The organism is Massilia violaceinigra (assembly GCF_002752675.1).
Lineage (GTDB): Bacteria > Pseudomonadota > Gammaproteobacteria > Burkholderiales > Burkholderiaceae_D > Telluria_A > Telluria_A violaceinigra.
The window spans coordinates 7,057,995-7,084,604 of sequence record NZ_CP024608.1 but is presented as its reverse complement, the minus strand read 5'-3'; the positions used below and the strand labels follow the sequence as shown (position 1 = coordinate 7,084,604).

21 protein-coding genes and 1 riboswitch are annotated in these 26,610 nt (G+C 65.9%); of the genes, 17 read left to right on the top strand and 4 right to left on the bottom strand.

The window, feature by feature from the left end:
• Positions 1–65: 65 nt before the first annotated feature.
• A riboswitch (ZMP/ZTP riboswitch) is annotated at positions 66–176 on the top strand.
• A 102-nt stretch (positions 177–278) separates the two neighbouring features.
• The 10 genes from glyA (at position 279) to CR152_RS30575 (ending at position 10,997) form a co-directional block, all read left to right on the top strand.
• Positions 279–1,526 carry a serine hydroxymethyltransferase gene (gene glyA / locus CR152_RS30620; protein WP_099881316.1) on the top strand — a complete coding sequence of 416 codons (1,248 nt, stop codon included), beginning with the start codon at positions 279–281 and terminating at the stop codon, positions 1,524–1,526.
• A gap of 25 nt (positions 1,527–1,551) precedes the next feature.
• Entirely contained in the window at positions 1,552–2,019 is a 468-nt protein-coding gene (gene nrdR, locus CR152_RS30615; RefSeq protein WP_099881314.1) for a transcriptional regulator NrdR, read from the top strand.
• A 159-nt stretch (positions 2,020–2,178) separates the two neighbouring features.
• Positions 2,179–2,760 (top strand): type IV pilus modification protein PilV, encoded by a 582-nt coding sequence (gene pilV, locus CR152_RS30610; RefSeq protein WP_099881312.1) that lies wholly within the window; start codon positions 2,179–2,181, stop codon positions 2,758–2,760.
• Positions 2,757–3,704 carry a PilW family protein gene (locus CR152_RS30605; protein WP_099881310.1) on the top strand — a complete coding sequence of 316 codons (948 nt, stop codon included), beginning with the start codon at positions 2,757–2,759 and terminating at the stop codon, positions 3,702–3,704. Before pilV ends, CR152_RS30605 begins: the two co-directional genes overlap by 4 nt.
• Positions 3,705–3,710: 6 nt before the next feature.
• Positions 3,711–4,331, top strand: a complete 621-nt coding sequence (locus CR152_RS30600) for a pilus assembly protein (protein WP_229413715.1) — start codon at positions 3,711–3,713, stop codon at positions 4,329–4,331.
• Entirely contained in the window at positions 4,328–8,152 is a 3,825-nt protein-coding gene (locus tag CR152_RS30595; RefSeq protein ID WP_099881307.1) for a pilus assembly protein, read from the top strand. The genes CR152_RS30600 and CR152_RS30595 overlap by 4 nt, the downstream gene beginning before the upstream one ends.
• Before the next feature lie 24 nt (positions 8,153–8,176).
• Positions 8,177–8,626, top strand: coding sequence for a type IV pilin protein (locus tag CR152_RS30590; RefSeq protein WP_099881305.1), 450 nt, complete (start codon positions 8,177–8,179; stop codon positions 8,624–8,626).
• Complete coding sequence (locus CR152_RS30585) at positions 8,623–9,192, top strand: GspH/FimT family pseudopilin (protein WP_099881303.1); 570 nt, start codon at positions 8,623–8,625, stop codon at positions 9,190–9,192. Before CR152_RS30590 ends, CR152_RS30585 begins: the two co-directional genes overlap by 4 nt.
• Before the next feature lie 92 nt (positions 9,193–9,284).
• Positions 9,285–10,361 (top strand): bifunctional diaminohydroxyphosphoribosylaminopyrimidine deaminase/5-amino-6-(5-phosphoribosylamino)uracil reductase RibD, encoded by a 1,077-nt coding sequence (ribD, locus tag CR152_RS30580; protein ID WP_208640231.1) that lies wholly within the window; start codon positions 9,285–9,287, stop codon positions 10,359–10,361.
• 6 nt (positions 10,362–10,367) lie between these two features.
• Positions 10,368–10,997: a riboflavin synthase gene (locus CR152_RS30575; RefSeq protein ID WP_099881299.1), complete on the top strand. Its 630-nt coding sequence runs from the start codon at positions 10,368–10,370 to the stop codon at positions 10,995–10,997.
• A 263-nt stretch (positions 10,998–11,260) separates the two neighbouring features.
• On the opposite strand, the gene CR152_RS30565 is transcribed toward CR152_RS30575, so the two are convergent.
• On the bottom strand, positions 11,261–12,199 hold the full coding sequence (locus CR152_RS30565) for a GlxA family transcriptional regulator (RefSeq protein ID WP_099881297.1): 939 nt from the start codon (positions 12,197–12,199) through the stop codon (positions 11,261–11,263).
• Between the two features lie 156 nt (positions 12,200–12,355).
• Here CR152_RS30565 and CR152_RS30560 point away from each other — a divergent pair, with 156 nt between their 5' ends.
• The 3 genes from CR152_RS30560 (at position 12,356) to CR152_RS30550 (ending at position 15,251) form a co-directional block, all read left to right on the top strand.
• Entirely contained in the window at positions 12,356–12,664 is a 309-nt protein-coding gene (locus CR152_RS30560) for a DUF3817 domain-containing protein (protein ID WP_167399978.1), read from the top strand.
• Positions 12,661–13,089 carry a CopD family protein gene (locus CR152_RS30555; RefSeq protein WP_099881293.1) on the top strand — a complete coding sequence of 143 codons (429 nt, stop codon included), beginning with the start codon at positions 12,661–12,663 and terminating at the stop codon, positions 13,087–13,089. The genes CR152_RS30560 and CR152_RS30555 overlap by 4 nt, the downstream gene beginning before the upstream one ends.
• Positions 13,090–13,304: 215 nt before the next feature.
• Positions 13,305–15,251: a S9 family peptidase gene (locus CR152_RS30550; RefSeq protein WP_208640230.1), complete on the top strand. Its 1,947-nt coding sequence runs from the start codon at positions 13,305–13,307 to the stop codon at positions 15,249–15,251.
• 28 nt (positions 15,252–15,279) lie between these two features.
• Here the strand turns inward: CR152_RS30550 and CR152_RS30545 are convergent, their stop codons facing one another.
• A complete protein-coding gene (locus CR152_RS30545) occupies positions 15,280–18,096 on the bottom strand; it encodes a M16 family metallopeptidase (RefSeq protein WP_099881289.1) in 2,817 nt (938 codons plus the stop codon).
• A gap of 42 nt (positions 18,097–18,138) precedes the next feature.
• Positions 18,139–21,006 (bottom strand): two-component system response regulator, encoded by a 2,868-nt coding sequence (locus CR152_RS30540; protein ID WP_229413714.1) that lies wholly within the window; start codon positions 21,004–21,006, stop codon positions 18,139–18,141.
• Between the two features lie 349 nt (positions 21,007–21,355).
• Between CR152_RS30540 and ribBA the strand changes: the two genes are divergently transcribed.
• From ribBA to nusB, 3 genes are all read left to right on the top strand, one after another.
• Positions 21,356–22,501: a bifunctional 3,4-dihydroxy-2-butanone-4-phosphate synthase/GTP cyclohydrolase II gene (gene ribBA / locus CR152_RS30530; protein ID WP_099881287.1), complete on the top strand. Its 1,146-nt coding sequence runs from the start codon at positions 21,356–21,358 to the stop codon at positions 22,499–22,501.
• Positions 22,502–22,547: 46 nt separating this feature from the next.
• The gene (gene ribH, locus CR152_RS30525) at positions 22,548–23,027 is read left to right on the top strand and encodes a 6,7-dimethyl-8-ribityllumazine synthase (protein WP_099881285.1); all 480 of its coding nucleotides are present in this window, start codon (positions 22,548–22,550) and stop codon (positions 23,025–23,027) included.
• A 73-nt stretch (positions 23,028–23,100) separates the two neighbouring features.
• Positions 23,101–23,571: a transcription antitermination factor NusB gene (nusB, locus tag CR152_RS30520; protein ID WP_054263535.1), complete on the top strand. Its 471-nt coding sequence runs from the start codon at positions 23,101–23,103 to the stop codon at positions 23,569–23,571.
• Positions 23,572–23,715: 144 nt separating this feature from the next.
• Here the strand turns inward: nusB and CR152_RS30515 are convergent, their stop codons facing one another.
• Positions 23,716–24,570 (bottom strand): lytic transglycosylase domain-containing protein, encoded by an 855-nt coding sequence (locus tag CR152_RS30515; protein ID WP_229413866.1) that lies wholly within the window; start codon positions 24,568–24,570, stop codon positions 23,716–23,718.
• A 515-nt stretch (positions 24,571–25,085) separates the two neighbouring features.
• On the opposite strand from CR152_RS30515, the gene ubiD reads away from it, so the two are divergent.
• A complete protein-coding gene (gene ubiD / locus CR152_RS30510; RefSeq protein WP_099881281.1) occupies positions 25,086–26,570 on the top strand; it encodes a 4-hydroxy-3-polyprenylbenzoate decarboxylase in 1,485 nt (494 codons plus the stop codon).
• Positions 26,571–26,610 lie beyond the last annotated feature (40 nt).

Sequence of the window (26,610 nt, the reverse complement as noted above, 5' to 3'; positions counted from 1 at the left end):
CCTGCCATTTAGGCAATCCCATTCCTTGCCCTAATCTGGGACTTAACTTACAATTTGGGCTCCATTATGTCTCACGTAACTGGCGAAAAGTCGCGGCGCATTGCTGCCTGGCGGCGAAAGGTGGGCATCCACCGGGGAACGTGAGATTTCATCAGCCGTTCGCCTGGGCAGCCACCGATGGAAGCGCACGATGAGGCTGCCTGTTCCATTTCCGACGGCTTCCCTCATTCGATCCTTGCAATCAGGTGCCTCGCACTCTTATCGATTGGAGTTTTTTCATGTTTTCAAAAGAACACACGCTCGCCCATGTTGACCCGGAATTGTGGGGTGCGATCCAGAAGGAAACCGCACGCCAGCAAGATCACATCGAACTGATCGCGTCCGAGAACTACACTTCGCCAGCCGTCATGCAAGCCCAGGGCTCGCAGCTGACCAATAAATACGCCGAAGGTTATCCAGGCAAGCGCTACTACGGCGGCTGCGAATTCGTCGACGTCGCCGAACAACTGGCGATCGACCGCGTCAAACAACTGTTCGGCGCCGAAGCGGCCAACGTGCAGCCGAACTCGGGCTCCCAGGCCAACCAGGGCGTGTTCTTCGCCATGCTCAAGCCGGGCGACACCATCATGGGCATGTCGCTGGCCGAAGGCGGCCACCTGACCCACGGCATGGCGCTGAACATGTCGGGCAAATGGTTCAATGTGGTGTCCTACGGCCTGACCGAACAGGAAGATATCGACTACGAGGCCATGGAGCGTCTTGCGCATGAGCACAAGCCAAAAATGATCATCGCCGGCGCATCGGCCTTTTCGCTCAAGATCGATTTCGAGCGCTTCGCCAAGGTTGCCAAGGCAGTGGGCGCTTACTTCATGGTCGACATGGCGCACTACGCCGGCCTGATCGCCGCCGGTGTCTACCCGAACCCGGTGCCGCACGCCGACTTCGTCACCTCGACCACGCACAAATCGCTGCGCGGCCCGCGCGGCGGCATCATCCTGATGAAGGCCGAGCACGAAAAGGCCATCAATTCGGCGATCTTCCCTGGCATCCAGGGCGGCCCGCTGATGCACGTGATCGCCGGCAAGGCTGTCGCGTTCAAGGAAGCGCTGGAGCCATCGTTCACCGAGTACCAGAAGCAGGTTGTCAAGAACGCCGACGCGCTGGCCAAGGCGCTGATCGCGCGCGGTCTGCGCATCGTGTCCGGCCGCACCGAATCGCACGTGATGCTGGTCGACCTGCGCGCCAAGAACCTGACCGGCAAGGAAGCCGAAGCCTTGCTGGGCGCCGCCCACATGACCTGCAACAAGAACGGCATCCCGAACGATCCGCAAAAACCGTTCGTGACCTCCGGCATCCGCCTCGGCAGCCCGGCCTTCACCACGCGCGGCTTCAAGGAAGAAGATGCGACCACGGTCGGTAACCTGATCGCGGACATCCTCGACAACCCGAACGACGCCGCCGTCGTCGAACGCGTCAAGGTGGAAGTCAAGAAGCTGACCGACAAGTACCCGGTCTACGCGGCTTAATCTCACACCAGCAGCCCGGCGCCCCATGAAATGTCCTTTCTGTCAGCATGAAGACACGCAAGTGCTCGATACGCGTGTATCCGAGGAGGGCGATTCGATCCGGCGCCGGCGCCGCTGCGTCAAGTGCGACAAGCGCTTCACCACCTATGAGCGGATCGAATTGTCGATGCCGATCATTGTCAAGAAGAACGGCAGCCGCACCGAGTTCGCCTCGGTCAAGCTGCGCGGCAGCCTGATGCTGGCGCTGCGCAAGCGGCCCGTGTCGGCCGAAGCGATCGACAGCGCGGTCGCCTCGATCGAGGAAAAGCTGCTTACCAGCGGACAGCGCGAGGTCGATACCGGCCACGTGGGCGAACTGGTCATGCAGGAACTGAAACGCCTCGACAAGATTGCCTACATCCGCTTCGCGTCGGTGTATAAAAACTTCGAAGACCTGGCCGAGTTCCAGGAAGCCATTGCCGAAGTAGGCCACGAGCGCAAACCGCGCAAATAGTTCAGCTCACACGCTTGAGGCAGGCCATCCGTGCCTGCACGCCCTGCTGTTAACGTAGCTCACAAGCGATCCGGATCACCCGTCCACGCTCCCCGCAGCCATGCTTGCCGGGCCGCGGCGCCATGACCGGACGTGTCTGTTCAACGTTGCGGGGGAGTCATGCGCTTATCGCGAAAACGTGTCGCCGGCGGATTTACGCTGACCGAAGTGCTGGTGGCGGTGCTGCTGCTGACCGTCGGCATTCTGGGCGCCCTTGGCACGCAGGTGGCCGCGCTGCGCACGCACCAGGGAGCGAGCCTCATGTCGCGCGGCGTGCAACTGGCGAGCAGCCTGGCCGGGCGCATGCAGGCGAACGCCGGGCAGATGCAGCGCGACGATCTCAGCAATCCCTACCTGCAACTCCATTACGATGCGGCCGATGGCGCGCCGCCGCCCGCGCCCGCGCAATGCTACGGCATGAACCGCTGCGACAGCGCCCAGCTGGCCCAGTTCGACATCGCCGACACGATCGCGGCGCTGCACGCGGGCTTTCCCGGCGGGCGCATCGCGGTCTGCCGCGACGCCACCGTGTGGGATGAGGCGCGCCTGGCGCTGGCCTGGGAGTGCGCCGGCGCGGCCGGCGCCCCCGTCGTGATCAAGCTCGGCTGGCGCGCCAAGCGGGCCGACGGCGCTGCCGATGCCGCCGCCGGCGCACCATCCCCGCCGGCCGTGGCGGTGATGCTCGGCACGGGTGCCCCATGAGCGCGCACGCAGCGCTGCGGCGCCGATGGCATCAGGGTGGCCTGACTCTGGTCGAATTGCTGGTCGCGCTGGTGCTCGGGCTGCTGGTGTCGCTCGCTGCGGCATCGGTGCTGGTGTCGGCCCAGACCGGCTACGCGGCCCAGGGCGAACTGGCGCAGGTGGACGACGCCGGCCGCTTTGCGCTGGACGCCATCGAACGCGCGGCGCGCCAGGGTGCCTTTGTCGATCTCGACCGTGAAGATGCCCCGCCGTCGCCGGCCAGCGCCGCCGCCCGCATCGCGGGGCTGGACAACCAGGTGCTCGGCGGCGGGCCCGGCATCGCCAGCGCGCGCCCGGGTGGCGTCAACGGCAGCGACGTGCTGGCGCTGCGCTTCGACGGCGTGGGCGAGGGCCCCGAGGGCGATGGCAGCATGCTCAGTTGCGCCGGGTTCGGCGTGGGTGCCGGCAGCGAGGGCTGGAGCATTTTCTATGTTGCGCCGGCAGCGGGCGGCGAGGCCGAACTGCGCTGCAAATACCGGGGCCAGAGAAACTGGCGCAGCGATGCGCTGGTGGCCGGGGTCGACACCTTCCAGGTGCTGTACGGACTCGACACCGACGCGCCGGCCGACGGCCTGCCCAACCAGTACCTCAGCGCCGGCGCCGTCAACGCGCTCGATGCCGTCCTGGCGCTTGACGGGGCAAGTCCGGCCGAGCGCGAGCGGGACCTGCGCCGCAAAACCCACTGGAAACGCGTGGCCAGCATCAAGGTGGCGCTGCTGCTGCACGGCGCCCGGCGCGGCGCGCCCGACCGCGAGCCGCACGTCTTCGACCTGTTCGGCGCGGGCTATAGCGGTGCGGCCGACCCCGGTACCCGGCCCGACGAAGCGCGCATGCCGCCGGCGCTGCGCTGGCGCGAACGGCGCAGTTTCGCCGCCACCATCGTGCTGCGCAACGCGGCCCTGTGAGACGCCATGCCCTGCGCTCCCTCTCCCCTCGACCGCCAGGCTGGCGCCGTCATGCTGGCGGCCCTGTTCGTGCTGCTGGCGCTGATGATCATCGGCGTGTCGGCGGCCCGCAGCGCGCTCGACGGCGAAAAATCGGCGCGCCACGAGCGCGACCGGCACATCGCCTTCCAGGCGGCCGAGGCCGCGCTGGCCGACGCCGAGCACGATATCGAAGGCGGCGCCGATCCCGCGTCGCCGCGCGCGGCCTTGTTTGCCCGTGGTTACGCGCTCGGCTTCGTCGAGGGCTGCGGCGCCGAACGCGAGGTCAATGCCGGGCTGTGCCAGCATGTGCCCGGGACGCCGGCCTGGCAAAGCGCCGATTTGTCGGGCAATGACGGACCGGGGCCGGACGGGGTCGAATACGGCCGCTTCACGGGCGCGCAGCTGCCGTCGGGCAAAGGCACGCTGCCGCTGCGGCCGCCGCGCTATCTGATCGAACTGTTGCCGCACACTCAGGCCGGCGCTGACGCTGCCCGCCCGCCGGGCAACTTTTACCGCATTACCGCCGTTGGCTTCGGCGCGCTCGATGCCACCCGCGTGGTGCTGCAATCGTTCTACCTCAAGGCCGTGCCCGAGGAGGCGCCATGAAACTGGTGCGCGCCTGTCTTCGCTGCCTGCTGGCGCTCGTGCTCGTCTGCCACGCCTGCCTGGCGTCGGCCGCGCCGCAGCTTGTGCTGCCCGACGGCGTTCTTGGCGCGCCCGGCCAGTTGCCACCCAATCTGTTGCTCAATCTGTCGCTCACGTTCGAGGATGCGGGCGCGGCTTACCGTGGCGAGTATGCGCAAGGGGCCGATTATCCCGGTTACTTCAATCCTCGCCTGTGCTACCAGTACCCGACCAGAGCGCGCTCGCGCTCGGTGCGCGAGCCGGACCTGGACGAGCGCCAGGGATATTTTTCGCCTGTCGGGCCGGCCGATGCGCAGCATGGCTGCGGCGGTGACGCGTTCAGCGGCCATCTGCTCAACTGGGCCACGGCCTCCACCCTCGACCTTGTGCGGCTCGGCCTCACCGGCGGCGACCGCGTTATCGACGAAGCCGGCATCACCGTGCTGCAGCGCGCATGGCTGCCCGATGGCGCGGCGCATCCTGATTTCTATGCCCATCCACGGCATTTTCCGCGCAAGAAGCTGGCGGCGGCACACAGCGCGGCGCTGACGCCCTTCGGCAGCGCCGATCTGTTCATCGTGTCGTGCCGCAACCGCGTGCTGTTCAGCGGCACCGGCAAAGGCAGCAACTGCGACGCGCCCCGTTACGGCGCCAGCGGCACGCGGCTGGTGTCCGACAAGTTCCACGGCGAATTTCTCGCGCGTGTGCGCGTCTGCACCGCCGACGACAGCGCCAGCCGGCCCGGCTTGTGCCGTCCTTACGGCGCCGCCTTCAAGCCCGAGGGGGCGCTGCAGCGGCATGCGGGGGCGGGGCGCATCGGCCTCATGGCGTACCCGGCCGTCACGCGCGAGAAGGGCGCGGCGCCCGACGGCGCGGTGCAGGGTAGTGGCGTCCTGCGCGCCCCGCTCAAGTTCATCGGCGAGAAGGCCGTCGAAGCGCCTCGCTACGAAGCGCAGGTCAATCAGCGCGCCGAATGGAGCGCAGTGAGCGGCGTGCTCGTACCCAATCCCGACCGCAGCAGCGGCGCGGCCAGCGGCACGCTCGCGGCGATCAACCTGGCGGGCAGGAGCCATCCGGCCACCGCCGGCAGCTATGCGGCCAGCGATCCCGGGGCCGAACTGTATTACGAAGCCCTGCGCTACCTGCAGGGGCGCGAACCGGGCACTGGCGCCGTGCCCGGCGATGGCTTGCCCGCCTGGTCGAGCCGGGCCGACCCGGTCAGCGCCGCCTGCCAGCGCAACGTCATCGCCACCATCGGCCACGCCGCCTTCATCGATGACCGCCATGTGCCGGGCAACACCCGGACCGGCCGCAACGATGCCGCGCGCGCCGTCGATACCTTCGCGCCGGTCCGCTTCGACGTCATGCAGGCGACTCGCCGCGTCGGCGACATGGAAGCCGACCGCAACGGCGCCTTCGGCAACGGTGCGCCCCGGCCGGACCTGGACGGGCTCGACCTGCGCAACGACGGCCCCGACGGCGCGGGCAGCCTGTACCTGGCCGGCGCCGCTTACTGGGCGCATACCAACCCGATCCGGCGCGACAAGCCGGTTACGGTCAGCAGCATCGCGCTCGAACTCGGCCCAGCATCCGGCATGGGCGCCAGCGCGCTCTACCTGGCCGCCAAGTACGGCGCCTTCAACGACCGCAATGACGACGGCAATCCCTTCATCACCACAGGCAACCGGCACGACAACACCGAATGGAGCGCCGACGGTAGCAGTCCGGCGGGCTTTTTTGCCGCCAGGGATGCGCAGGCGATCGGGCCAGCCATCGATGCCCTGGTCGCCGCTGCCCCCGGCGGTAGCGGCATGACGCCGGGCGCCGTGGTGGCCAGCCCGGTCAGCAAGGGACGCGGCTTCATCGTCCAGGCCAGCCACGATCTGGCGGCCGGAAGCGGCAGCCTGCAGCGCCGCGCGCTGACCATCGGCAACGGCGGCGAGCCGGCCATCGCACCGGCGCCGGACTGGGACGCGTCCGACCTGCTGGGCGGGAACGCCAGCGCAGTGCCGCCGCTGCCAGCGCTGATCGCGGCGGCGCGCAAGATCTACACGCTGGACTACCGCCCGGACAAGACGGTCACGATTGCTTTCGACTGGGCCAGCCTGCCGCAAGAATCGCGCGCGCTGCTCGACGTTCCTGTTGCCGGTGGCGTCGCCGACGGACTGGGCGAGGCCCGCACCGCCTTCCTGCGCGGCGAACGCGGCATGGAAGCCGGGCGCCCGGGCGGCGTGTTCCGTCGTCGCACGGGCGTGCTCGGCGACATCGTCCACAGCGTACCCTTGCTGGTCGGACCACCGGCGGCATCCCGGTCCGACCCGGCCTATGCCGACTTCCACCGGCGCCACCATGCACGGCGCAGCGTGGCCTATGTCGGCGCCAACGACGGCATGCTGCACGCCTTCGACACCGCCAGCGGCGCCGAACTGTTTGCCTACGTGCCCAATGCGCTGTTGCCGGCGCTGCCGCTCCTCGCCAGCCCTGGCTATGGTCACCGGCCCTATGTCGACGCCAGCGCCGGCAGCGGCGAAGCGCTGGTGCACGGGCGCTGGCGCACCATTCTCGCTTCCGGCATGGGCATGGGCGCGCGCGGTGTGTTTGCGCTCGATATCTCCGACCCGGCCGCCTTCCATGCGGGGCTCGGCGCGCTGTGGGAATTTACCGAGCGCGACGATCCGGCCATGGGCCATGTGGCCGCGCCGCCGCTGGTTGCCCGCTTTCGCACCGCCGTCAGGGATGGCGTGCCCCAGTACCGCGACTTTGTCGTCGTGGCCAGCGGCATCAACAACGGCAGCGAGGATGGCGACGGTGCGCTGTTCCTGCTCGCGCCCGACAAGCCTGCATCGCAGCGATGGCGGCGCGGCGTCAACTATTACCGCTTCGATGCCCCGGCATCGGTCCCGTCGTTGGCCAACGCGCTGGCGCCGCCGGCACTGGCCATGGCGGGCGACGCCAGCGTGCGCCACGCCTACGCGGGCGACTTGCAGGGCCGGCTATGGCGTTTCGATTTCAGCGGCCCGGCGCCATGGGGTTCGGCCGTCTCGCCCCTGTTCGACGCGCGCGACGCCGGCGGGCGGCGCCAGCCGATCGCGCACGCGCCCCGCATCGTGTTCGCGCCCGGCGGCGGCTATCTGGTGTTGTTCGGCACCGGCAAATTCCTCGAACTGGCCGATACCCAGCGCGGCAGCTACCTGCCGCAATCGTTTTACGCCGTCCACGACGCCGCCGGCAGGCCGCAGCCGCCGCTGTCGCGCGCCCGGCTCGTGCCGCGCACCCTGAGCGGCACGGCGCGCTATGCGGTCACGGGTGCGCATGCCGAGCTGGGCGGGCCGGACGCGCCAGACGCGCCCAAGGGCTGGTTTTTCGATTTCCCCCAGACCGCACTGGACGGCGAACGGGCCGCCGGCAGCCCGGTATCGAGGGCGGGAGCCTTGATCGTCGACACCTTGCTGCCCGGCGCCGACCTGTGCACTGCGCCGGCGTCGCGCAGCTACGTGATCGACGCGCTGAGCGGCTTTGCCATCGGCGCCGCCGGGGTGGCCCGATCCGGGGAAAGCACGGGCGAGCGCCACGCAGCCCTCGCCGGCGTGGCCCCGATGATCGTCGCAATGAGCGCCAGCACGGGCATGCGCACGGCCACCGGACGCGCCGAGGCAGCCCACACCTACGCCATCGTGCGCCCGCAGGAAGACGGCAAGGCTGCGCCGGCGCAGCAGGTCATCGTCAGGTTCCCGTCGCGCCGCCTCGGCTGGCGCGAAATACCCAACTGGCAAGACCTGCACGACGCAAGCAAGAAAAAATGACCACTTGAGCGAAGGGATTCGGCAATGAAACGCAGTCAAGGCTTTACCCTGATCGAAACGATGATCGTGATGACGATCGTCGTCGTGCTAGCCGCGCTTGCCTATCCCGGCTACCAGGACTTCCTCATCAAGGCGCGCCGCGCCGAAGCCCAGGCGGTGCTGCTTGAGCTGATGCAAAAGCAGGAGCGCTATTACACCCAGCACAACCGCTACCTGGCTTTCTCGGCCGACGCCGGCAGCCCGGAGCAGGGGCACTTCAAGTGGTGGTCCGGCAGCAGCGCCGCGTCAAGCGCGTACGAGCTGCGCGGGCACGCCTGCGCCGGCCAGACGATTGCGCGCTGCATCATCATTGAAGCCATTCCCGGCACCGACCGGGTCGACTCCACCTTCCGCGATGGCGATTGCGAGACCCTGAGGCTCAACAGCGTCGGCGAACGCACGGCCAGCGGCGGTAGCGCCGGTTGCTGGCCATGAACCACGCGCGGGCGCGGCGCCTGCACGCCTTCTCGCTGGTCGAACTGATGACGGTGCTGTTCATCGCCACCATCGTGCTCGCTATCGTCATGCCCGACATGCGCGCGCTGATCCGCCACTACCAGCTCAACGCGGCCGTGAACGACCTCGCCGGTGCCATCGCCATGACGCGTACGCAAGCCATGGCGCGCGGCCAGCGTGTCATGCTTGCGCCGGCGGACCCTGGCGGCGCCGACTGGAGTCTCGGCTGGGTGGCGTTCGTCGACCGCGATGGCGACCGCCGGCCTGGCGCCGCAGACGAACTGATCTCCATGCATGGCCCGGTCGGGAAGGGCATTGTCGTCAGCGCCTTGTTCACCAGCCAGAATTTGCCTGATTACCTGGCCTATAACAGTGCCGGACGCAGCTGCAGCGCAACCAGCAGCGCTGCGGCGCGCTGGGGCACACTGTCGCTGTTCCAGGGCGGACAGACGCGCCGCATCAAGATCAACATGCTCGGCCGGGCCCGCGTGTGCGACCCCGTGCGCGATGGCGCAAACTGCGCCGGGGAAGAGGCGGAACCTTAGCAAGACCGGGCGGGAACGGCCGTCTTGGCGTAAAATCGCGGTCAGCCATTTACGCTGGGATATCCGTGCAACTACTTACCGATTCTGCCGCCATGACCCTCGCCCTCGACTGGGCTGCACGAGGGCTGTACACGACCTCGCCAAATCCGCGCGTCGGCTGCGTGATCGTGCGCGATGGCGTCGTTATCGGCGCCGGGCACACGCAACCGGCCGGCCAGGCCCATGCCGAAATCCAGGCCCTGCGCGACGCCGAGGCCCGCGGCAACGACGTACGCGGCGCCACCGCCTATGTGACGCTGGAACCGTGCAACCACCATGGCCGCACACCGCCGTGCTCCGACGCCCTGGTGCGCGCCGGCCTGGGCCGTGTCGTCGCCGCCATGGTCGACCCCAATCCCCTGGTCGCGGGGCAGGGCCTGGCCAAGCTGGCCGCGGCCGGCATCGCCGTCAGTTCCGGCCTGCATGAGGCCGAGGCGCGTGAACTGAATATCGGCTTCCTGTCGCGCATGCAGCGCGGCGTGCCATGGGTCCGCCTCAAGACTGCCGCCAGCCTCGACGGCATGACGGCCCTGCACAATGGCGCCAGCCAATGGATCACCGGACCCGAGGCGCGTGCCGACGGCCACGCCTGGCGCGCGCGCGCCTGCGCCATCCTTACCGGCATCGGCACCGTCAAGGCCGATGATCCGCAGTTGACCGTGCGCGGCGTCGACACCCCGCGCCAGCCGCGCCGCATCATTGTCGACAGCCGGCTCGAGATCGATCCCGCCGCCCGCGTGCTGGCCGGCGCCCCATGCTGGATCGTGTGCGCCGTGCCCGATCCCGCCAGGGAAGCCGAGCTGCGCGCCGCCGGCCACGAGGTCATCCTGCTGCCCAACGAAGCCGGCAAGGTCGATCTGCCGGCCCTGATGCGCGAACTGGGCCGGCGCGAAATCAATGAACTGCACATCGAAGCCGGCGCCCAGCTTAACGGATCGCTGATTCGCGAGGGTTGCGTCGACGAACTGCTCGTCTATCTGGCGCCGAGCCTGCTGGGCGAAGCGCGCGGCATGTTTTCAATGCCCGCGTTGACCAGCCTCGACCAGCAGAAGCGCCTGCGCTTTCACGCCATTCACCCGCTGGGCGACGATCTGCGCATCCTCGCCCGCTTTACTCACACCAAGGAATAGTCCAGCATGTTTACAGGAATCGTCGCCGCCGTCGGCAAGATCAGCTCCGTCCAACCACTTGAAGGCGGCCTCGACGCGGGCGTGCGGCTCGACATCGATGCCGGCGGACTGCCGCTGGCCGACGTCGCCCTGGGCGACTCGATCGCCATCAACGGTGCCTGCATGACCGTGGTCGCCAAGACCGACGCCACCTTCAGCGTCGACGTTTCGCGCGAAAGCCTCAACTGCACGGCCGGTCTGGACGCGCCCGGTGAAGTCAACCTCGAAAAAGCATTGACCCTGGCCGAGCGCCTGGGCGGCCATCTGGTGTCCGGCCACGTCGACGGACTGGGCCTGGTGCACCGCTTTGAAGCGGTGGGCGAATCGTGGGAACTGGTCATCGACGCCCCGCACGAGCTGGCCAAATTCCTCGCCTTCAAGGGCTCGGTCGTCATCAACGGCGTCTCGCTCACTGTCAACCGCGTGGAAGACCTGGACGCCGCTTCGGGCAAGCTGTGCCGCTTCTCGATCAACCTGATTCCGCACACCATTTCAGTTACCACGCTCAAGCATTTGCGCGTTGGCAGCAAGGTCAACCTGGAAATCGACTTGATCGCGCGCTACGTCGAGCGTATGCTCTCGGTCGGCAAAGCCTGACCGGCGTCGATCCGGCGGCCGGCCCGTTGCCGCGCCGCCTCCTCAGCGCAACCGACAGGAGAACCCGGTCGCCAAAGCGTTCCACGGCAGTCTGGGCTTCGTCGAGACCGGCCCGGACGGGGACGGCGAAATGATCGCCGCAATCCGGCTGGACGCTTGCGCGGCGCCATCGCTGTAACATCCGCGAGGCCGGCGAGGGCGGTAACGTCGGTCGTGGAATCCCTCCCGCTGCGTCGCAAGGTTGCGTGGATGCCTGCTTGCCCTCAACGCGACCGAAAACTTTGCCGATAATCATGGGGACTGGTACCGACCTGTTTGCCGAAACAAGCCCGCAGGGCGGCGCCTGAACCGAATCCGGTCGCGTTGGCAACTTGCTCGATTGATAGCGCGCTCGTTTCCAACAGATACTGGGCGCGCCTCACGCGCGCGCCAAGCAGCCATTGCAGGGGCGAGGTGCCCGTCTGCTCGAGAAAGCGGCGGCTGAGGGTGCGTTTGCTGAGCGAGGCATGCGCGGCGATGGCCTCCAGCGTCAACGCAGAATGCAATTGCGATTCCATCCATTTGAGCACTGGCTGCAGAGCCAGCGATGATGACGGTTCCGGATGCACGATAAACTGGGCCTGGCCACCGCCACGTTCGAGCGGCATCACCGCGGCGCGGGCCGCATCGGCCGCGACCGCGGCGCCGTAGTCGCGCCGCACCAGATGCAGACAGAGATCGAGTCCGGCCGCAGCCCCCGCCGAGGTCAGTAATTTGCCGTTGTCGACGAACAGCACGTTCGGGTCCACGATAACTGCCGGAAATCGGCGCGCCAGTTCGCCCGCCGCCATCCAGTGGGTGGTGGCACGCTGGCCGTCCAGCAAGCCGCTTGCCGCAAGCAGGAAGGCGCCGCTGCAAATCGAGGCGATCCGTGCCCCTCCCGCCGCAGCGGCCCTGATCGTCGCAAGCACCGGTTCCGACACTGGCGCGTCGATGTCGTCGATGCCCGGAATGATCAAGGTATGGGCGCCGGCCGCATGGCTCAGATTCCATCGCGTATGCAAATCGAACAGGCTGGCTGCCACCGACGGCGCTTCGCCGCATACGACGACCTCGTATGCAGCAGGCAAGCCCGGAACGCGAACGCGGCTGAATACTTCACAGGCAGTGGCCAGGTCGAATGGGATGACGCCGTGGGGCGCCAGGATGGCGATGTTGTGCATGGCGCGATTCTAGCGGCCATAGGCTGTCGTGTCAGTCTCTGGATAGCGTTTGGCCGGATTCATGCGCAATATGGCAATGCGGCCAATGTTCAGCCGGAAATTGCGTCGTCATAATCGTGCTCTATTCAACGGCAAGGGTGGGCGATGGAATCACGATTGAAGCAATTCCGGCGCTTGCGCCACGCTGCGCTGTGGGAAGGGGCGACCTTGGTGCTTTTGCTCGGTATTGCGGTACCGCTAAAACATATCGCCGGCCAATCGGCGCTGGTCACGTTCATGGGGCCGGTGCACGGCATGGCATTTCTCTATTATCTCTGGACCATGACGAGCAACGTCACCGCCGAAGACTGGACCCGTACCGAGGTCGCGCAACTGATTGGCTGCGCGATGCTGCCATGCGGCGCGTGGTTCAGCATCGGCCTGATCGAGCGCAAGGCCGCGGCGATCGTCGCGCCGGCCGCATGATGTACCTGCTCCTGAAAGCGCTGCATATCGTCGCTGTGATGACCTGGATTAGTGGCCTGCTGATGCAGGCTTTTTTGTTGCGGACGGTGGCGCGCCAGCCCTTGCCGCTGTTGCCGGATGAGCGCAGCGTGATTGGCGCCGCCGTGCGTTGGGACCGGCTCCTGGTCGCACCGGCGATGCTGCTGGCCTGGGCTTGCGGACTCGCGCTGGCCACCCTCGGACACTGGTGGATGACGCCCTGGCTGAGCCTGAAGATCGTACTGGTGCTCGCCCTGTCGGCCGTGCATGGAATCCAGGGCGGCAGTCTGCGGCGAATGGTCGACGTTCCGGCGCGCCGAGCACCCGCGTGCTTGCGGTACGCCGCCGCAGCGGTTTTGTGCGGCGTGACGGCGATCGTCTTTCTTGTCGTACTAAAACCGGGCTGAGCGCAGCCAGCGGCGCTAGAACAGAACAGGAAACGCAGCGCCTGATCCTGACCGGTCCTAATCGTGCCCGAAGCAAGGAAATGCGCAGCCGCCCGTGTAGCGCACTGCGCAATCGTATATATTGAGTTCCCTGAACGTGCCGACCCTATCGCCTGGCCGATCACGGTTTTCCTTTTGCTGGATTTGACAGAAAATCTCACCCACATAAACTCACTATGGCACAACTCCACACAGTCCTGTTCTCGGCCATGATGGCCGGCGCCGCCGCTTCCGCACTGGCCGCCGAACCTGCCGCCCTGCGCGACTACCGCGCCCTCGCCATCACCCCGGACGGCAAGCGTATCGCCGCCCTCGAATCGCTCGACCCGGGCGGCTTGCCGCTGCGCCCGCATGCCGTCGTGGTCGTGCGCGATGCCGTCAGCGGCGCCATCCTGGCCCAGTACGACCCGTGCGCCACCTGTACCTACGATCATCCCGCCTGGTCGCCCGACCAGCGATCGCTGGCCTTCATCAGCGCCGACGCCAAGGCCGGCACCGCCACCGTCTACGTCGCCGGCCCCGCGGGCGCCACGCCGGTCGCGTCGATCAAGGGCGTGGCCAGCACCGCGCGCTGGTCGCCGGACGGAAAACTGCTGTCGCTGCTGGCCACCCCCGGCGCGAAAAAACTCGCCGGTGCCGTCGAAGCGGGCGCGCGCCAGGTCGGCGAAATCGGCACCCAGGACGACGCCCAGCGCCTCGCCCTGGTGGCCCCGCGCGGCGGCGAACTGACCATGGTCTCTCCGCCCGACAGCTACATCTACGAATACGACTGGACCCCGGACGGCAAAGGCTTCGTCGTCACCAGCGCCAAGGGCAACGGCGACAACAACTGGTGGGTCGCCACCCTCGGCCACGTGGACGCCGCCAGCGGTACATTGCGCGTGCTGGCAGCGCCGAAGATGCAGATGAATATTCCGCGCGTTTCGCCCGACGGGCGCAGCGTCGCCTTCATCGGCGGCCTCATGAGTGACTTCGGCTCGGTCGGCGGCGACGTCTTTACGGTGCCCCTGTCGGGCGGCGAGCCGCACAACGTCACACCGCGCTTCGCCGGCTCCTTCAACGCTCTCGCCTGGCAGGGCAGGCAGCTGATCGCCTCGGCGCTGGTCGGCAGCGACCATGCGGTGCTGAGCATCGACCCGGCCAGGCGCAGCACGCGCACCCTGTGGTCGGGCGCCGTCGGTGCCACCGGCTCGCGCCAGGGCCGCTTCGTCTTCAGCGCCGATGGCGCGGTCGCCGCCTCGGTGCATGAAGACTTCGCGCGCGCCCCGCGCATCGTCGCCGGACGCCTGCCGCAGCTGGCCGCCATCACGCGCGACAACGACGGCTTCGCGCCGCAGGTGCGCGCCACCAGCGTCGAATGGATCAACGAGGGCTTCAAGATGCAGGGCTGGCTGGTCGCGCCGCTGGCGACCGAGCCGGGTAAAAAATATCCGATGGTGGTCCAGGTGCACGGCGGACCGGCGTCGGCCGCCTCGCCGCGCTTCGTCTCCGACGGCGAACAGGCCAACCCGCTGCTGCGCGACCTTGCGCGCAAGGGTTACTACGTGTTCCTGCCCAATCCGCGCGGCAGCTTCGGCCAGGGCATTGCCTTCAGCAGCGCCAACAAGCGCGATTTCGGCGGCGGCGACTGGCGCGACATCCTGGCCGGCGTCGACGCCGTGGTGAAGACGGCGCCGGTGGACGCCGGCCGCCTTGGTCTGATGGGACACTCCTACGGGGGCTTCATGACCATGTGGGGCGTCACGCACAGCGACCGCTTCAAGGCCGCGGTGGCCGGCGCCGGCATCGCCAACTGGATCAGCTACTACGGCCAGAACGGCATCGACCAGTGGATGATTCCCTTCTTCGGCGCCTCGGCCTACGACGACCCGGCGGTGTACCGGGCTGCCTCGCCGATCGAATCGATCAAGGCTGCCAAGACGCCGACCCTGCTCTACGTGGGCGAGCGCGACGTCGAAACGCCGGCGGTGCAATCGATGGAGTTCTGGCACGGCCTGCGCGCCATGGGCACGCCGACCACGCTGGTGATCTACGATGGCGAAGGCCACGCGATCCGCAAGCCCGAACACCAGCGCGACCAGCGCGCCCGCACGGTGGGGTGGTTCGAGCGTTATTTAAAATAAGCGCGAATAAGCCTTGGGCACCCCCTGCTTATTTTTCCGGATACAGCACCAGCTGCACGTAGTTGTTCATGTCGAAGTAGCGCCGCGCGGCTTGCTTGAGCTGTTCCGGCGTGATGGCGTCCACCTTTTTCGGATACGCCAGGATCTCGTGCGGATCGTTCCCCTGCAGCTCGGCCGCTTGCAGGCGGTTGACCCAGTAACCGTTCTCGCGCAGCGATTTCTGGTGGTTCTGCAGCCAGTTCTGCTTGACCTTGTTCAGGTCCGCGAGATCAGGTCCTTGCTCCTTCATGCGCGCAATTTCGGCCATCGCGGCGGCGATCACCTTGTCCACATTGGCCGGCCCGGTCGGCAGCGAGGCCGTGATCAGGTAATTCTCGTACGGGTATTTGCTCAAGCTGCCGCTCATGCCGCCGCCGTAAATCAGGGCCAGCTTTTCGCGCAGGATGTCGGTGATCCGGATGTTGATCACTTCCAGCATCGCCTGGAAGCGCATCGCTTCGTCGTCCGAATACGGCGCCTCGCCGCTGAAGTTGAGCGACACGCTGCTCTTGGCCTCGGACCCGACGCGCACGTCCTTCTTCACCACCCCGCGCACCGGACGCACGCCGGCATCCTTGTAGCCGATCTCGATCTCGCCCACCGGCAGCGCGCCCAGGTAAGTGGCCAGCAGCGGCTTGACCTTGGCCATGTCAAAACTGCCCACGAAAATGAAGGTCATGTCCTTGGCGCTGAAGAAGCGCGCGCGGTAGACCGCCAGCGCGCGCTCCAGATCGAGCTTGTCGAAGTCGCTCGGGCGCGCCGTGCGGCTCACACGCGGATGGTTTTGATACAGGGTGCTCACCAGCGTGTCGCGAAACACCGATTCCGGCTGCGCCATCGCGTTGCGCGCCGCTTCGACCTGCTTGCCGACGAAGGACTTGTACAGGCCTTCGTCGCGCCGCACGCCCGTCATGCGCAGGTACAGCAGCTGCAGCATGGTTTCCATGTCGTCGTTGGCGGTGCTGCCGGTGATGCCGTCCACATGGTTCCCCAGCGTGACGCTGACCGTGGCGGCCTTGCCCGCCAAGATCTTTTGCAGGTCGAGCGGCGAGTGATCCTTCAGCCCCATCGTCCCCACCACCCCATTCGCGTAGCGCGCGTTGATGATGTCGGCCTCGCCGAACAGGGTCTGGCCGCCGAAACGCGCCGCGCTCATGAGCACCTGGTCGTTGCGAAAGTCGGTCGGCTTGAGGATCACTTTCACGCCGTTCGACAGGGTCAGCCTGGTCAGCCCCAGCGCCTTGTCTTCGCTCTGCGCGACGATGCTGCCTCCCGCCGGCGGCTTGTCCATCAGCTCCGTGGCCAGCGTCTTTTGCTCCAGCGCGCGCACCGTCACTTTTTCGGCCGCGGCCACCGCGGCCAGCAGCTGGGCGCTGGTCGGCACCGGAATATCGTTCTTGGTGCTGCCCGTGTACACCACCAGCTTGGCCGAGGCGGCTGGAATGGTGGCGCGCGCGTAGCCGTTCATCTCGTCGAGGGTGATCGCCGGCAGCAGCTCGCGCACGTAGGCGTATTCGTTTTCGATGCCGGGAATGCTTTCCTGCTCGAGGAAGTTGCGCACGTATTCGCCGACGTAGCTGCCCGAGTCGGTCTTGTCACGTTCGTTGTAGGCCAGTTCGTATTGGCGCATCATGTTCTTGCGGGCGCGCTCGAATTCCTGGGCGCTGAAGCCGAACTGGCGCGTGCGCGCGTTTTCCTGCACCAGCGCCTCGATGGCCGGCGTGGCGCCGCCCTTGCCGAGCGCGGCGAAGGCATTGAACGACGTGTAGCGCGGGGTGAGTTTGCCCACCGAGCTGCTGCCGGCGATGAACGGCGGGTCGGCCTGCTGCGCCAGTTCCTGCATGCGCTGGCCCAGCATGCCGGTAAACAGCGCCTCGACCAGCTTCTCGCGGTAGGCGCCGAAGGTGCCCTTGTCGATCGCTTCCTTCACCGGATAGCGGATCAGCAGCGCGTTGGATGTCGCTTCCTTGTCGGTCACGACCAGCGCCTCGGTGTGGGCGCGCGTGGGAATGGCGGCGTAGGTGCGCGCGCGCGGGTTGGCCGGGTTTTTCAGCTGTCCGAAATGCTGTTGGATGCGCCGCTCGGCATCAAGCGGGTCGATGTCGCCCACCACCACCACCGCCATCAGGTCGGGCCGGTACCAGTCCTTGTAGAAGCGCCGGATGGTCTCGTGCTTGAAGTCCTTGATGATGTGTTCCTGCCCGATCGGCAGGCGCCGGGCGTACTGCGAGCCGTTGTACAGCTTTGGAATGAGCACCTTCTGCATGCGGTCGTTGGCGCCTTTGCCCAGGCGCAGTTCTTCCAGGATGATGCCGCGTTCCTTGTCGATGTCGGCCGCGTTCATGGTCAGCCCGCCCGCCCAGTCCTGCAGCACCAGGAAGCCCTTGTCGATGTTGTCGCGGTTGTCGGTCGGGATGGGCAGGATGTACACCGTCTCGTCGAAGCTGGTGTAGGCATTGAGGTCGGCGCCGAACTTGACGCCGATCGATTGCAGGTACGAGATCAGTTCGTGTTTCTTGAAGTTGGTCGAGCCGTTGAAGGCCATGTGCTCGGTGAAGTGGGCCAGGCCTTGCTGGTCCTCGTCCTCCAGGATCGAGCCGGCCTTGACGACCAGGCGCAGTTCGAGTTTTTTCTCGGGCCTGGCGTTTTTCTGGATGTAGTAGGTCAGCCCGTTGGCCAGCTTGCCCACCTTGACCTGCGGCCCTACCGGTATCGCGTCGTCCAGCTTGATGGCGGCCTGGGCGCCGATAACGCACGCCAGCAGGAGGGTGGCCGCACAGGCGGATCGAACGAAATACTTGGTCATCGGCGTCTCTGCAATTCTATTGGTGGAGCGCGGATTCTACTCCTATGGGGACGCGGGTAGCGACCCGGGTAGCGACCCGGGTAGCGACGCGGGTAGCGGAGGCGGCAGCGCCAGGCGCGCATCCGATGCCATCAGCAGCGCCATCGCGTCGGCCGCCAGCGGACGGCTGAACAGGTAGCCCTGTACCTCGTCGCAGCCGATGCGCTGCAAAAACGCCAGCTGCTCCGCTGTCTCCACGCCTTCGGCCACCACGGTCAGCGACAGGCCGTGCGCCAGCGCGATGGTGGCCTGGGCGATGGCGGCACTGCGCGGATCGCTGATGATGTTGCGGACAAAACTCTGGTCGATTTTCAGCTTGTCGAGCATGAAGCGCGACAGGTAACCGAGCGAGGAGTAGCCGGTGCCGAAGTCGTCGAGCGAAATCGACACGCCCATGTCGGTCAGTTCGGCCAGCTGTTTTTCGGCCGCTTCGCTGTCGCGCATCATGACGCTTTCGGTCAGTTCGATTTCCAGGTAGCGCGCGTCCAGGCCGCTTTCGCGCAGCGCCTCGCGCACCACCGCCGGCACCGTGCCGGCCGTGAACTGGTGCGCCGAGACGTTCACCGCCACCCGCAGCGGAGGCAGGCCGGCATCCTGCCAGGCTTTGTTTTGCATGCAGGCCTGGCGGATCACCCAGTTCCCGATCGGCAGGATCAGGCCCGTGTCTTCGGCCAGCGCGATGAAGTCGCCCGGCCCGACCTGGCCCAGTTCCGGGCTGCTCCAGCGCAGCAGCGCTTCCATGCTGCACATGCGGCCGCTGCCCAGCGCCACCTGCGGCTGGTAGTGCAGCGACAGTTCGTTGCGTTCGATGGCGCGGCGCAGGTGCGTTTCCAGCGCCATCCAGCGCAGCGCGTGCGCGTTCATCTCGCCCTTGAAGAAGCGAAAGCCGTTGCGGCCCGCATCCTTCATGTGCGACAGCGCCACGTCGGCCGCTTTCAATAGCTCGCTCGGATTGGCGCCGTCGCGCGGGTAGATGCTGATGCCCACGCTGGTGGTGACGATCAGTTCATGGCCGTCGGCGTGGAACGGCTGCGCGATCTCGTCGATCAGGCGCCGCACCGCGACGATGATGGCGTCCGAGTCCAGGCATTCGGTCAGCAGCAGCACGAATTCGTCGCTGCCCAGGTGCGCCAGCGAGTCGGCGGGACCGGCCAGCATGCCGGCGCGGCGCGCCACTTCCCGCAGCAGGGCGTCGCCGGCTTCGTGTCCCAGGCTGTCGTTGATGCGCTGCAGGCGGTCGATATTAAACAGCAGCAGGGCGATCTGGCGGTCGCCGTGGCGCGCCGAGGCGATCGCCTGCTGCATGCGGTCGACCAGCACCGAGCGGTTCGGCAGCAGGGTCAATGGATCGTGGTTGCTCAGGAAGTCGACCTGGTGATGGGCGGCCTTGAGCGCGCTGATGTCGCTCGATACTGATACATACGCGTCGACCGCGCCGTTTGCCCCGCGCACGGCGTTGATGCTGATCCGCTCCGGGTACACCTGGCCGTTCTTGCGCCGGTTGGTGATTTCGCCGCGCCACTGGCCGCTGGCGGTCAAGCTGGCCCAGATGGCGCGGTAAAACGCACTGTCGTGGCGGCCCGACTGCAGCAGGCGCGGATTGCGGCCCACCACCTCCGCTTCGCTGTAGCCGGTAATGTGCTCGAAGGCCGGGTTGACCGCGATGATGGCGCCCTGCGCATCGGTCATCATGATGCTTTCCTGCGTGCTCTCGAGGATGCGGGCCGACAGGCGCAGGCGCTGTTCGCTGTCGCGCAGGGCGCGGTCGGCCTGCAGGCGCGCGGCCGCTTCCAGCTGCAACTGGGCGGCGTGGCGCTGCACCACTTCGTACAGGCCGAGGTTTTCGTAGGCTACCGCCAGCTGGGCGCCGAGGGTCACGCCGATGCGTTCATCTTCGTGGCTGAACGGCGTCGCGCCCGGCGCGCGGGCGCAGTACATCCAGCCGTACAGGTGGTTGCGGTCGCGGATCGCCAGGCCCAGGAAACCGTCCACCGCCGGATGGCCCTCGGGCAGCGCCGCGCCGTCCTGCAGGCGCAGCGCCAGGGGCTGCTGGAGCAGGGTGCCGGGCAACTGGCGCGTATCGAGCGCGCGTCCGGCCAGCAGCGCGCTGTCGACCCCGCGCGCGGCCAGGTGGCGCACGCGCTGTTCGCCGCTGTCGAGCAGGCACACGGCCACGCAGTCGGCGTCCAGGATGGCGCCGGCGGCCTGCAGGAATACGCCGATCATCGCGTCGGCATTGCGCTCGCCGGTCAGGCGCAGGCTCATTTCCTCCATGGCGCCGAGGCGCGCGGCCAGGCTGCGCAAGCCGCTCATGCGCTCCCCCACCAGGGTGTTCAGGTCCGCGCCGAGGGCGGCATCCGTGGCGCCATGGCGCTGCAAGAGGGCGCCGAGCGCCTGGCGCGCCGACACCAGCGCGTCGTCGATGCTGCTGCCCAGGTCCGCGCTCAGGACTGGCGCGCCGTCGTCCGGTGGCGGACCCTGGTCGTGCATGCCGGCGCTGCCGGACAGTCCCAGTTCGCCATGCACCGCGGCCAGGATGTCTTCCGGGTCGGCCGGCTTGGCCAGCACCCGCGTCACGCCGCAGCTGCGCGCCAGCGCGGTCGTTTCGCTCACGGCGTAGATGGCCGAGTAAAAGATCACGCGGGTGGCGGCCAGTTCCGGGTCGGCGCGCAGCTGCTGCACGAATTCGTAGCCGTCCATGGCCGGCATCAGGATATCGGTGATGATCAGGTCGGGCCGCTCGGTGCGCACCTGGGCCAGCGCGTGCGCGCCGTCATAGGCTTCGAGCAGGCGATGGCCGGTGTGGCCGAGCAGGGCGCTCAGGTAGCGCCGGTTCGAGGGCCGGTCGTCGACGATCAGGATCGTGGACATACGCCAGGCTCCGGGGGCCGGGATAGTGTGCGGTGAGAGTGGGGACGTGCTTGCATCGGTGGCTCCGGGCATCGCTCCGGCATGCAAAAGCACGGAAGGCGAGGCCTGCAGTGATAATAATGCAGGTCGGCGCGCGCTTTCCGGATTTGTTTCGGAACGATTTGAAAAACGTAACATTTCCTTATCATTTACCTCATATTGTTGTCGCAGTGCAACGAATCGGGGTAAGCATGGGTGAAGTCGCCGCACCTCCTCGGAATCTTCCCAAGCTTAGGGCGGTTGAAGTCGGGTAAATCCTTTAAAATAGCGGATTACGCTCCAGCAGCTTTGTCGCATCAGAGGATCTTTTATGTCTATTTCCAGTACCCCCGAAATCGTTGAAGAGTTGCGCGCAGGACGCATGGTCATCCTGGTCGATGAAGAAGACCGCGAAAATGAGGGGGACCTGGTGCTGGCGGCCGATTTCGTGACGCCCGAGGCCATCAATTTCATGGTCAAGCACGCGCGCGGCCTGGTCTGCCTGACCCTGACCGAAGAGCGCTGCAAGCAGCTCAACCTGTCGATGATGACGTCGAGCAACGGAACCTTTTACGGTACCAACTTCACGGTGTCGATCGAAGCGGCAGAAGGCGTGACCACCGGCATTTCGGCGGCCGACCGCGCCAAGACCATCCAGGTGGCGGTGGCCAAGAACGCCAGCCCGGCCGATATCGTCCAGCCCGGCCACATTTTCCCGCTCAAGGCCCAGCGCGGCGGTGTACTGATGCGCGCCGGCCACACCGAAGCCGGTTGCGACCTGACCGAGATGGCCGGCCTGACGCCGGCCTCGGTGATCTGCGAAATCCTCAAGGACGACGGCACCATGGCGCGCCTTCCGGACTTGCTGGAGTTTGCCAAGGAACACAATCTGAAGATCGGCACCATTGCCGACCTGATCCACTATCGCGGCCAGAACGAATGTCTGGTGGAACGCATTGCCGAACGCAACATGCAGACCGCCTACGGCGAGTTCCGCCTGATCGCCTTCCGCGACAAGCCGAGCGGCTCGGCCCACCTGGCCATGGTGCATGGCGACCTGGCGCCCAACCTCGACGCCCTGGTGCGCGTGCACCAGCCGGTGTCCATCCTCGACCTGCTCGACAGCGAAGCGACCACCCACTCGTGGACCATGGCTTCGTCGATGCAGGCGATCAAGCAAGCCGACCGTGGCGTCATGGTGCTGCTCAACTGCGGCGAGACGGCCGACCAGCTGTTTGCCCAGTTCGCGGCGCTCGATGCCGACACCAGGCCGACCGGACGCGCCGCCAGCATGGACTTGCGCACCTACGGCATCGGCGCCCAGATCCTCAAGGACTTGGGCGTTGGCAAGATGGAATTGCTGGCCAGTCCGCGCAAAATGCCGTCCATGACCGGTTTCGACCTGGAAGTGACCGGCTATCGCGCCCGACCGAACGGCGAGCCGAACGGCAAGCCATCCACCAAGCCGGCTGCCTGACGCGGTACACTTCTCATTCAATCACACATATATAAAGGGGTCTGCCATGACCGTAGGAACTTATGAAAGCAATCTGACCGGTGCAGGCCTGCGCGTTGGCATCGTCCAGGCGCGTTTTAACGCCGATGTGGGCCATGGCTTGCTGTCGGCTTGCCTGGCTGAACTGAAGCACTTGGGCGTGAGCGACGAAGACGTGCTGCACGTCACCGTGCCCGGCGCGCTGGAAATTCCGCTGGCGCTGCAAAAGATGGCCGAGACCCAGCAGTTCGACGCCCTGGTCGCGCTCGGCGCGGTCATTCGTGGCGAAACGTATCACTTCGAGCTGGTCTCGAACGAATCGGGCGCCGGTATCACCCGCATCGGTCTCGACTACGGCATCGCGATTGCCAATGCCGTCCTGACCACCGAGAACGACGAGCAGGCCGAAGCGCGCATGGCGGAAAAGGGTGCCGAAGCGGCGCGCTGCGCCGTCGAGATGGCCAATCTGCTGATCGCGCTCGAAGAGCTGCAAGCCGAAGAAGACTGAGTTCGCGGCGTCAGCAATACATTGTCCAGAACACGTAGTTAAGAACAAACGGTAATAAGAAGGTAAGAACACCATGACAGAGAAAACCTTGCACGCCAACCCCAGCAAGAACCGCACGCCGCGTCACCGGGCGCGCGAGTTCGCCTTGCAGGGGCTGTATCAGTGGCTGCTGAACAATGAAGACGCCACCACGGTCGTGACCAACATCCGGGCAGCGCACGGCTTCGAAAAGGCCGATGCCGACCACTTTGCGGTCTTGCTGTACGGCGCGATCAAGGATTCGGTTGCCCTGCGCGAAGCATTTGCACCCCTGATCGACCGCGGCGTGGCCGAGCTGTCACCGATCGAGCACGCCGTGCTGCTGATCGGCGCGTTCGAGCTGAAGAACAACCTGGATATTCCTTATCGCGTTGTCATCAACGAGGCGGTCGAGCTGACCAAGTCGTTCGGCGGTATCGACGGGCACAAGTACGTTAACGGCGTACTCGACAAGCTGGCGCCGAAGCTGCGCGCCGACGAAGTCGCGGGCGACACGCGCCGCTAAGGCTTTGCTCCCAGGAAGCCGTTTTCGCCACTGGCGCAAACGGCTTCCCGCGCAAGCGCGGCTACGGCATGCGCACGAAGCGCCCATAAAAAAAGCCCGATGCGTGCATCGGGCTTTTTTACATCTATATATAGTAGCGGCAAATTACAGACCGGCGATCTGCTCCTGCGATGCTTTCTCCGCCAGGACCGGTTTCGGAGCGGCCGGCGCCGTGAACGTCGGCACTTTCTTGCCGCTCGCAACCAGCTTGAGCTTCTGATACTCGTTCATCACGCGCGAACCATAACCCTGGTCGGTCTCAAAGGCGGCGGCGCCCACGTACGTCTTCAGGCCAGCTTCCACCGAACCGCCGCGTTTCACGTATTCCTTGAGGATCAGCGAGCCGACGCGGATATTCGCCACGGGATTGAGCGCGGCCTTGGTCCCGCCCATGTCCTGAAACTTCTCATGGTGAATCTTCGACATGACCTGCATCAAGCCTTGCGCGCCGACCGGGCTCTCGGCAAACGGGTTCAGACCCGATTCGATGGCCATCACCGCCAGGATCAGCAGCGGATCGAGCTTGATTTCGCGCGCCGTCGAATAGGCGGTCGAAACCAGCATGTTGGCGGCATCGCCCGCCACGCGGTAGCGCTTGGACAGCCAGGTGGTCACGAACTCCTGCTGCTTGCGGTTGGCGTGGGTCGCCTTGTCGTCGAGCGCCAGAATCGGCGGCTCGTTCGGCGCCAGCACGGCAGGTGCGGGTGCCGGCGCGGGCGCCGTCATCAGGGCCGACAGGGCGGGTGCCTGCACAGGCGCGCGCGCGACGACGACGGGCGCCGGCTTGTGCGGCGCTGCCAGCAGTTGCGACGCTTCGTGCGCCAGTTCGGGACGCATGTAGAGCAAAGCCATCATGGCCAGTGCGGAAACACCGAAAAACGTCAGTGTGTGTTGCATAGTAGTCAAGAGACCACGCGCCGTTTTGCTCACGGAAGACCACGTGAATGGCTGGCTGGCCATGGTTTGGGCGAGCTTTGCTGTCGCCCCGTTGAAACGATGTATCATCGAATTCCCCTTTGTCGCGGAAAAAGCCATCCCAGCACCGCGCGTTAGCGCAGCGGGCAGACTTGTGCCGTGCATCAGAAATATCGTCCATCGCCGCCGCATGGGCGCGCGATTAACGCCGTCATTGCTCGCTTCAGCTGGTCGTTCCCTGTGGTATTGGACCAGTAGCTAAACAACTTTTTCGGGGGAGAAGGCAGACGCCTATTGAAAACACTCCTTAAAATGTCATTGGGGCCCCGACCCCGTGAAGTTATGAGACAGGCTAGAATCGAGTCCGTAGACAGTGCCTGCTCATCAAGTAGGGCGAATTGTAGAAGCGGGTATATACTAAGTCAATACTAACACAAACGTTCTATATTACTTTTAGATCTAGCTTTTTGTGCTGCGATGCAGCAAAGCCCTATGAAATCAACCACTTGCCATGGCTAATTGAACAACCATGCTCACATGAAAAAAAGAATTTAAAACCGATGAATTACGTAGACTTGCGCGATTTCATGTCGAAAATGCAAGAAATGGGCGAATTGAAGCGCATTTCATTGCCAGTTTCACCTTATTTGGAGATGACGGAGGTGTGCGACCGCGCTTTGCGGGCTGCCGGACCGGCCATTTTGTTCGAAAATCCGACCTGCCACACGATTCCGGTTCTCGGCAACCTGTTCGGCACGCCGCGCCGCGTGGCGCTCGGCATGGGCGCCGACGATGTGGGCGAGCTGCGCAAGATTGGCCATGTATTGGCGCGCCTCAAGGAGCCGGAACCGCCCAAGGGATTCAAGGATCTGATGGGGCTCGGTTCCCTAGTCAAGGCCGTGTGGGACATGTCGCCCAAGGAAGTGCGCGGCGCCGCCTGCCACGATATCGTCTGGGAAGGCGCCGACGTCGATCTGGCGCGCCTGCCGATCCAGCATTGCTGGCCGGGCGATATCGCGCCCCTGATCACCTGGGGCCTTGTCATCACCAAAGGCCCTAACAAGAAGCGCCAGAACCTGGGCATCTACCGTCAGCAGGTGATCGGGCCGAACAAGGTCATCATGCGCTGGCTGGCGCACCGTGGCGGGGCGCTGGACTTTCGCGAACATGGCATCGCCACCAAGGGCCAGCCGTATCCGGTGGCGGTGGCGCTGGGCGCCGACCCGGCCACCATCCTCGGCGCGGTCACGCCGGTGCCGGACAGCCTGTCCGAATACCAGTTCGCCGGCCTGCTGCGCGGCAGCCGCACGGTATTGACCCGCGCCATCGGCAGCGAGCTGCGCGTGCCGGCCTCGGCCGAGATCGTGCTGGAAGGGCATATTTACGCCGATCCGAATCATCCGACCGGCTACGAGCACGCGCTGGAAGGGCCGTTTGGCGACCATACTGGTTACTATAATGAGCAGGACAGTTTTCCGGTGTTTACCATCGACCGCATTACCATGCGGCGCGACCCGGTTTATCACTCTACGTATACAGGCAAGCCGCCCGACGAGCCGGCCGTGCTCGGGGTGGCGCTCAATGAAGTGTTCATTCCGCTGCTGCAAAAGCAGTTCAGCGAAATCACCGATTTTTATCTGCCGCCCGAAGGCTGCAGCTACCGCATGGCCGTGGTGCAGATGAAGAAGCAGTACGCCGGCCACGCCAAGCGCGTGATGTTCGGCGTGTGGAGCTTCCTGCGCCAGTTCATGTATACCAAGTTCATCGTGGTGGTGGACGAGGACGTGAATATCCGCGACTGGAAAGAGGTGATCTGGGCGATCACGACGCGGGTCGACCCGATGCGCGACACGCTGCTGGTCGATAATACGCCGATCGATTATCTCGACTTTGCCTCGCCCGTCAGTGGGCTGGGCAGCAAGATGGGCATCGACGCGACCAATAAATGGCCGGGCGAGACCAACCGCGAGTGGGGTACGACCATCAGCATGACGCCGGAGGTCAAGGCGCGGGTGGATTCGATCTGGCAGGAGCTGGGTATTTAAAGTGTCAACCGGGGGCTTGGCGGCAAGCTCCCCGCCTCGG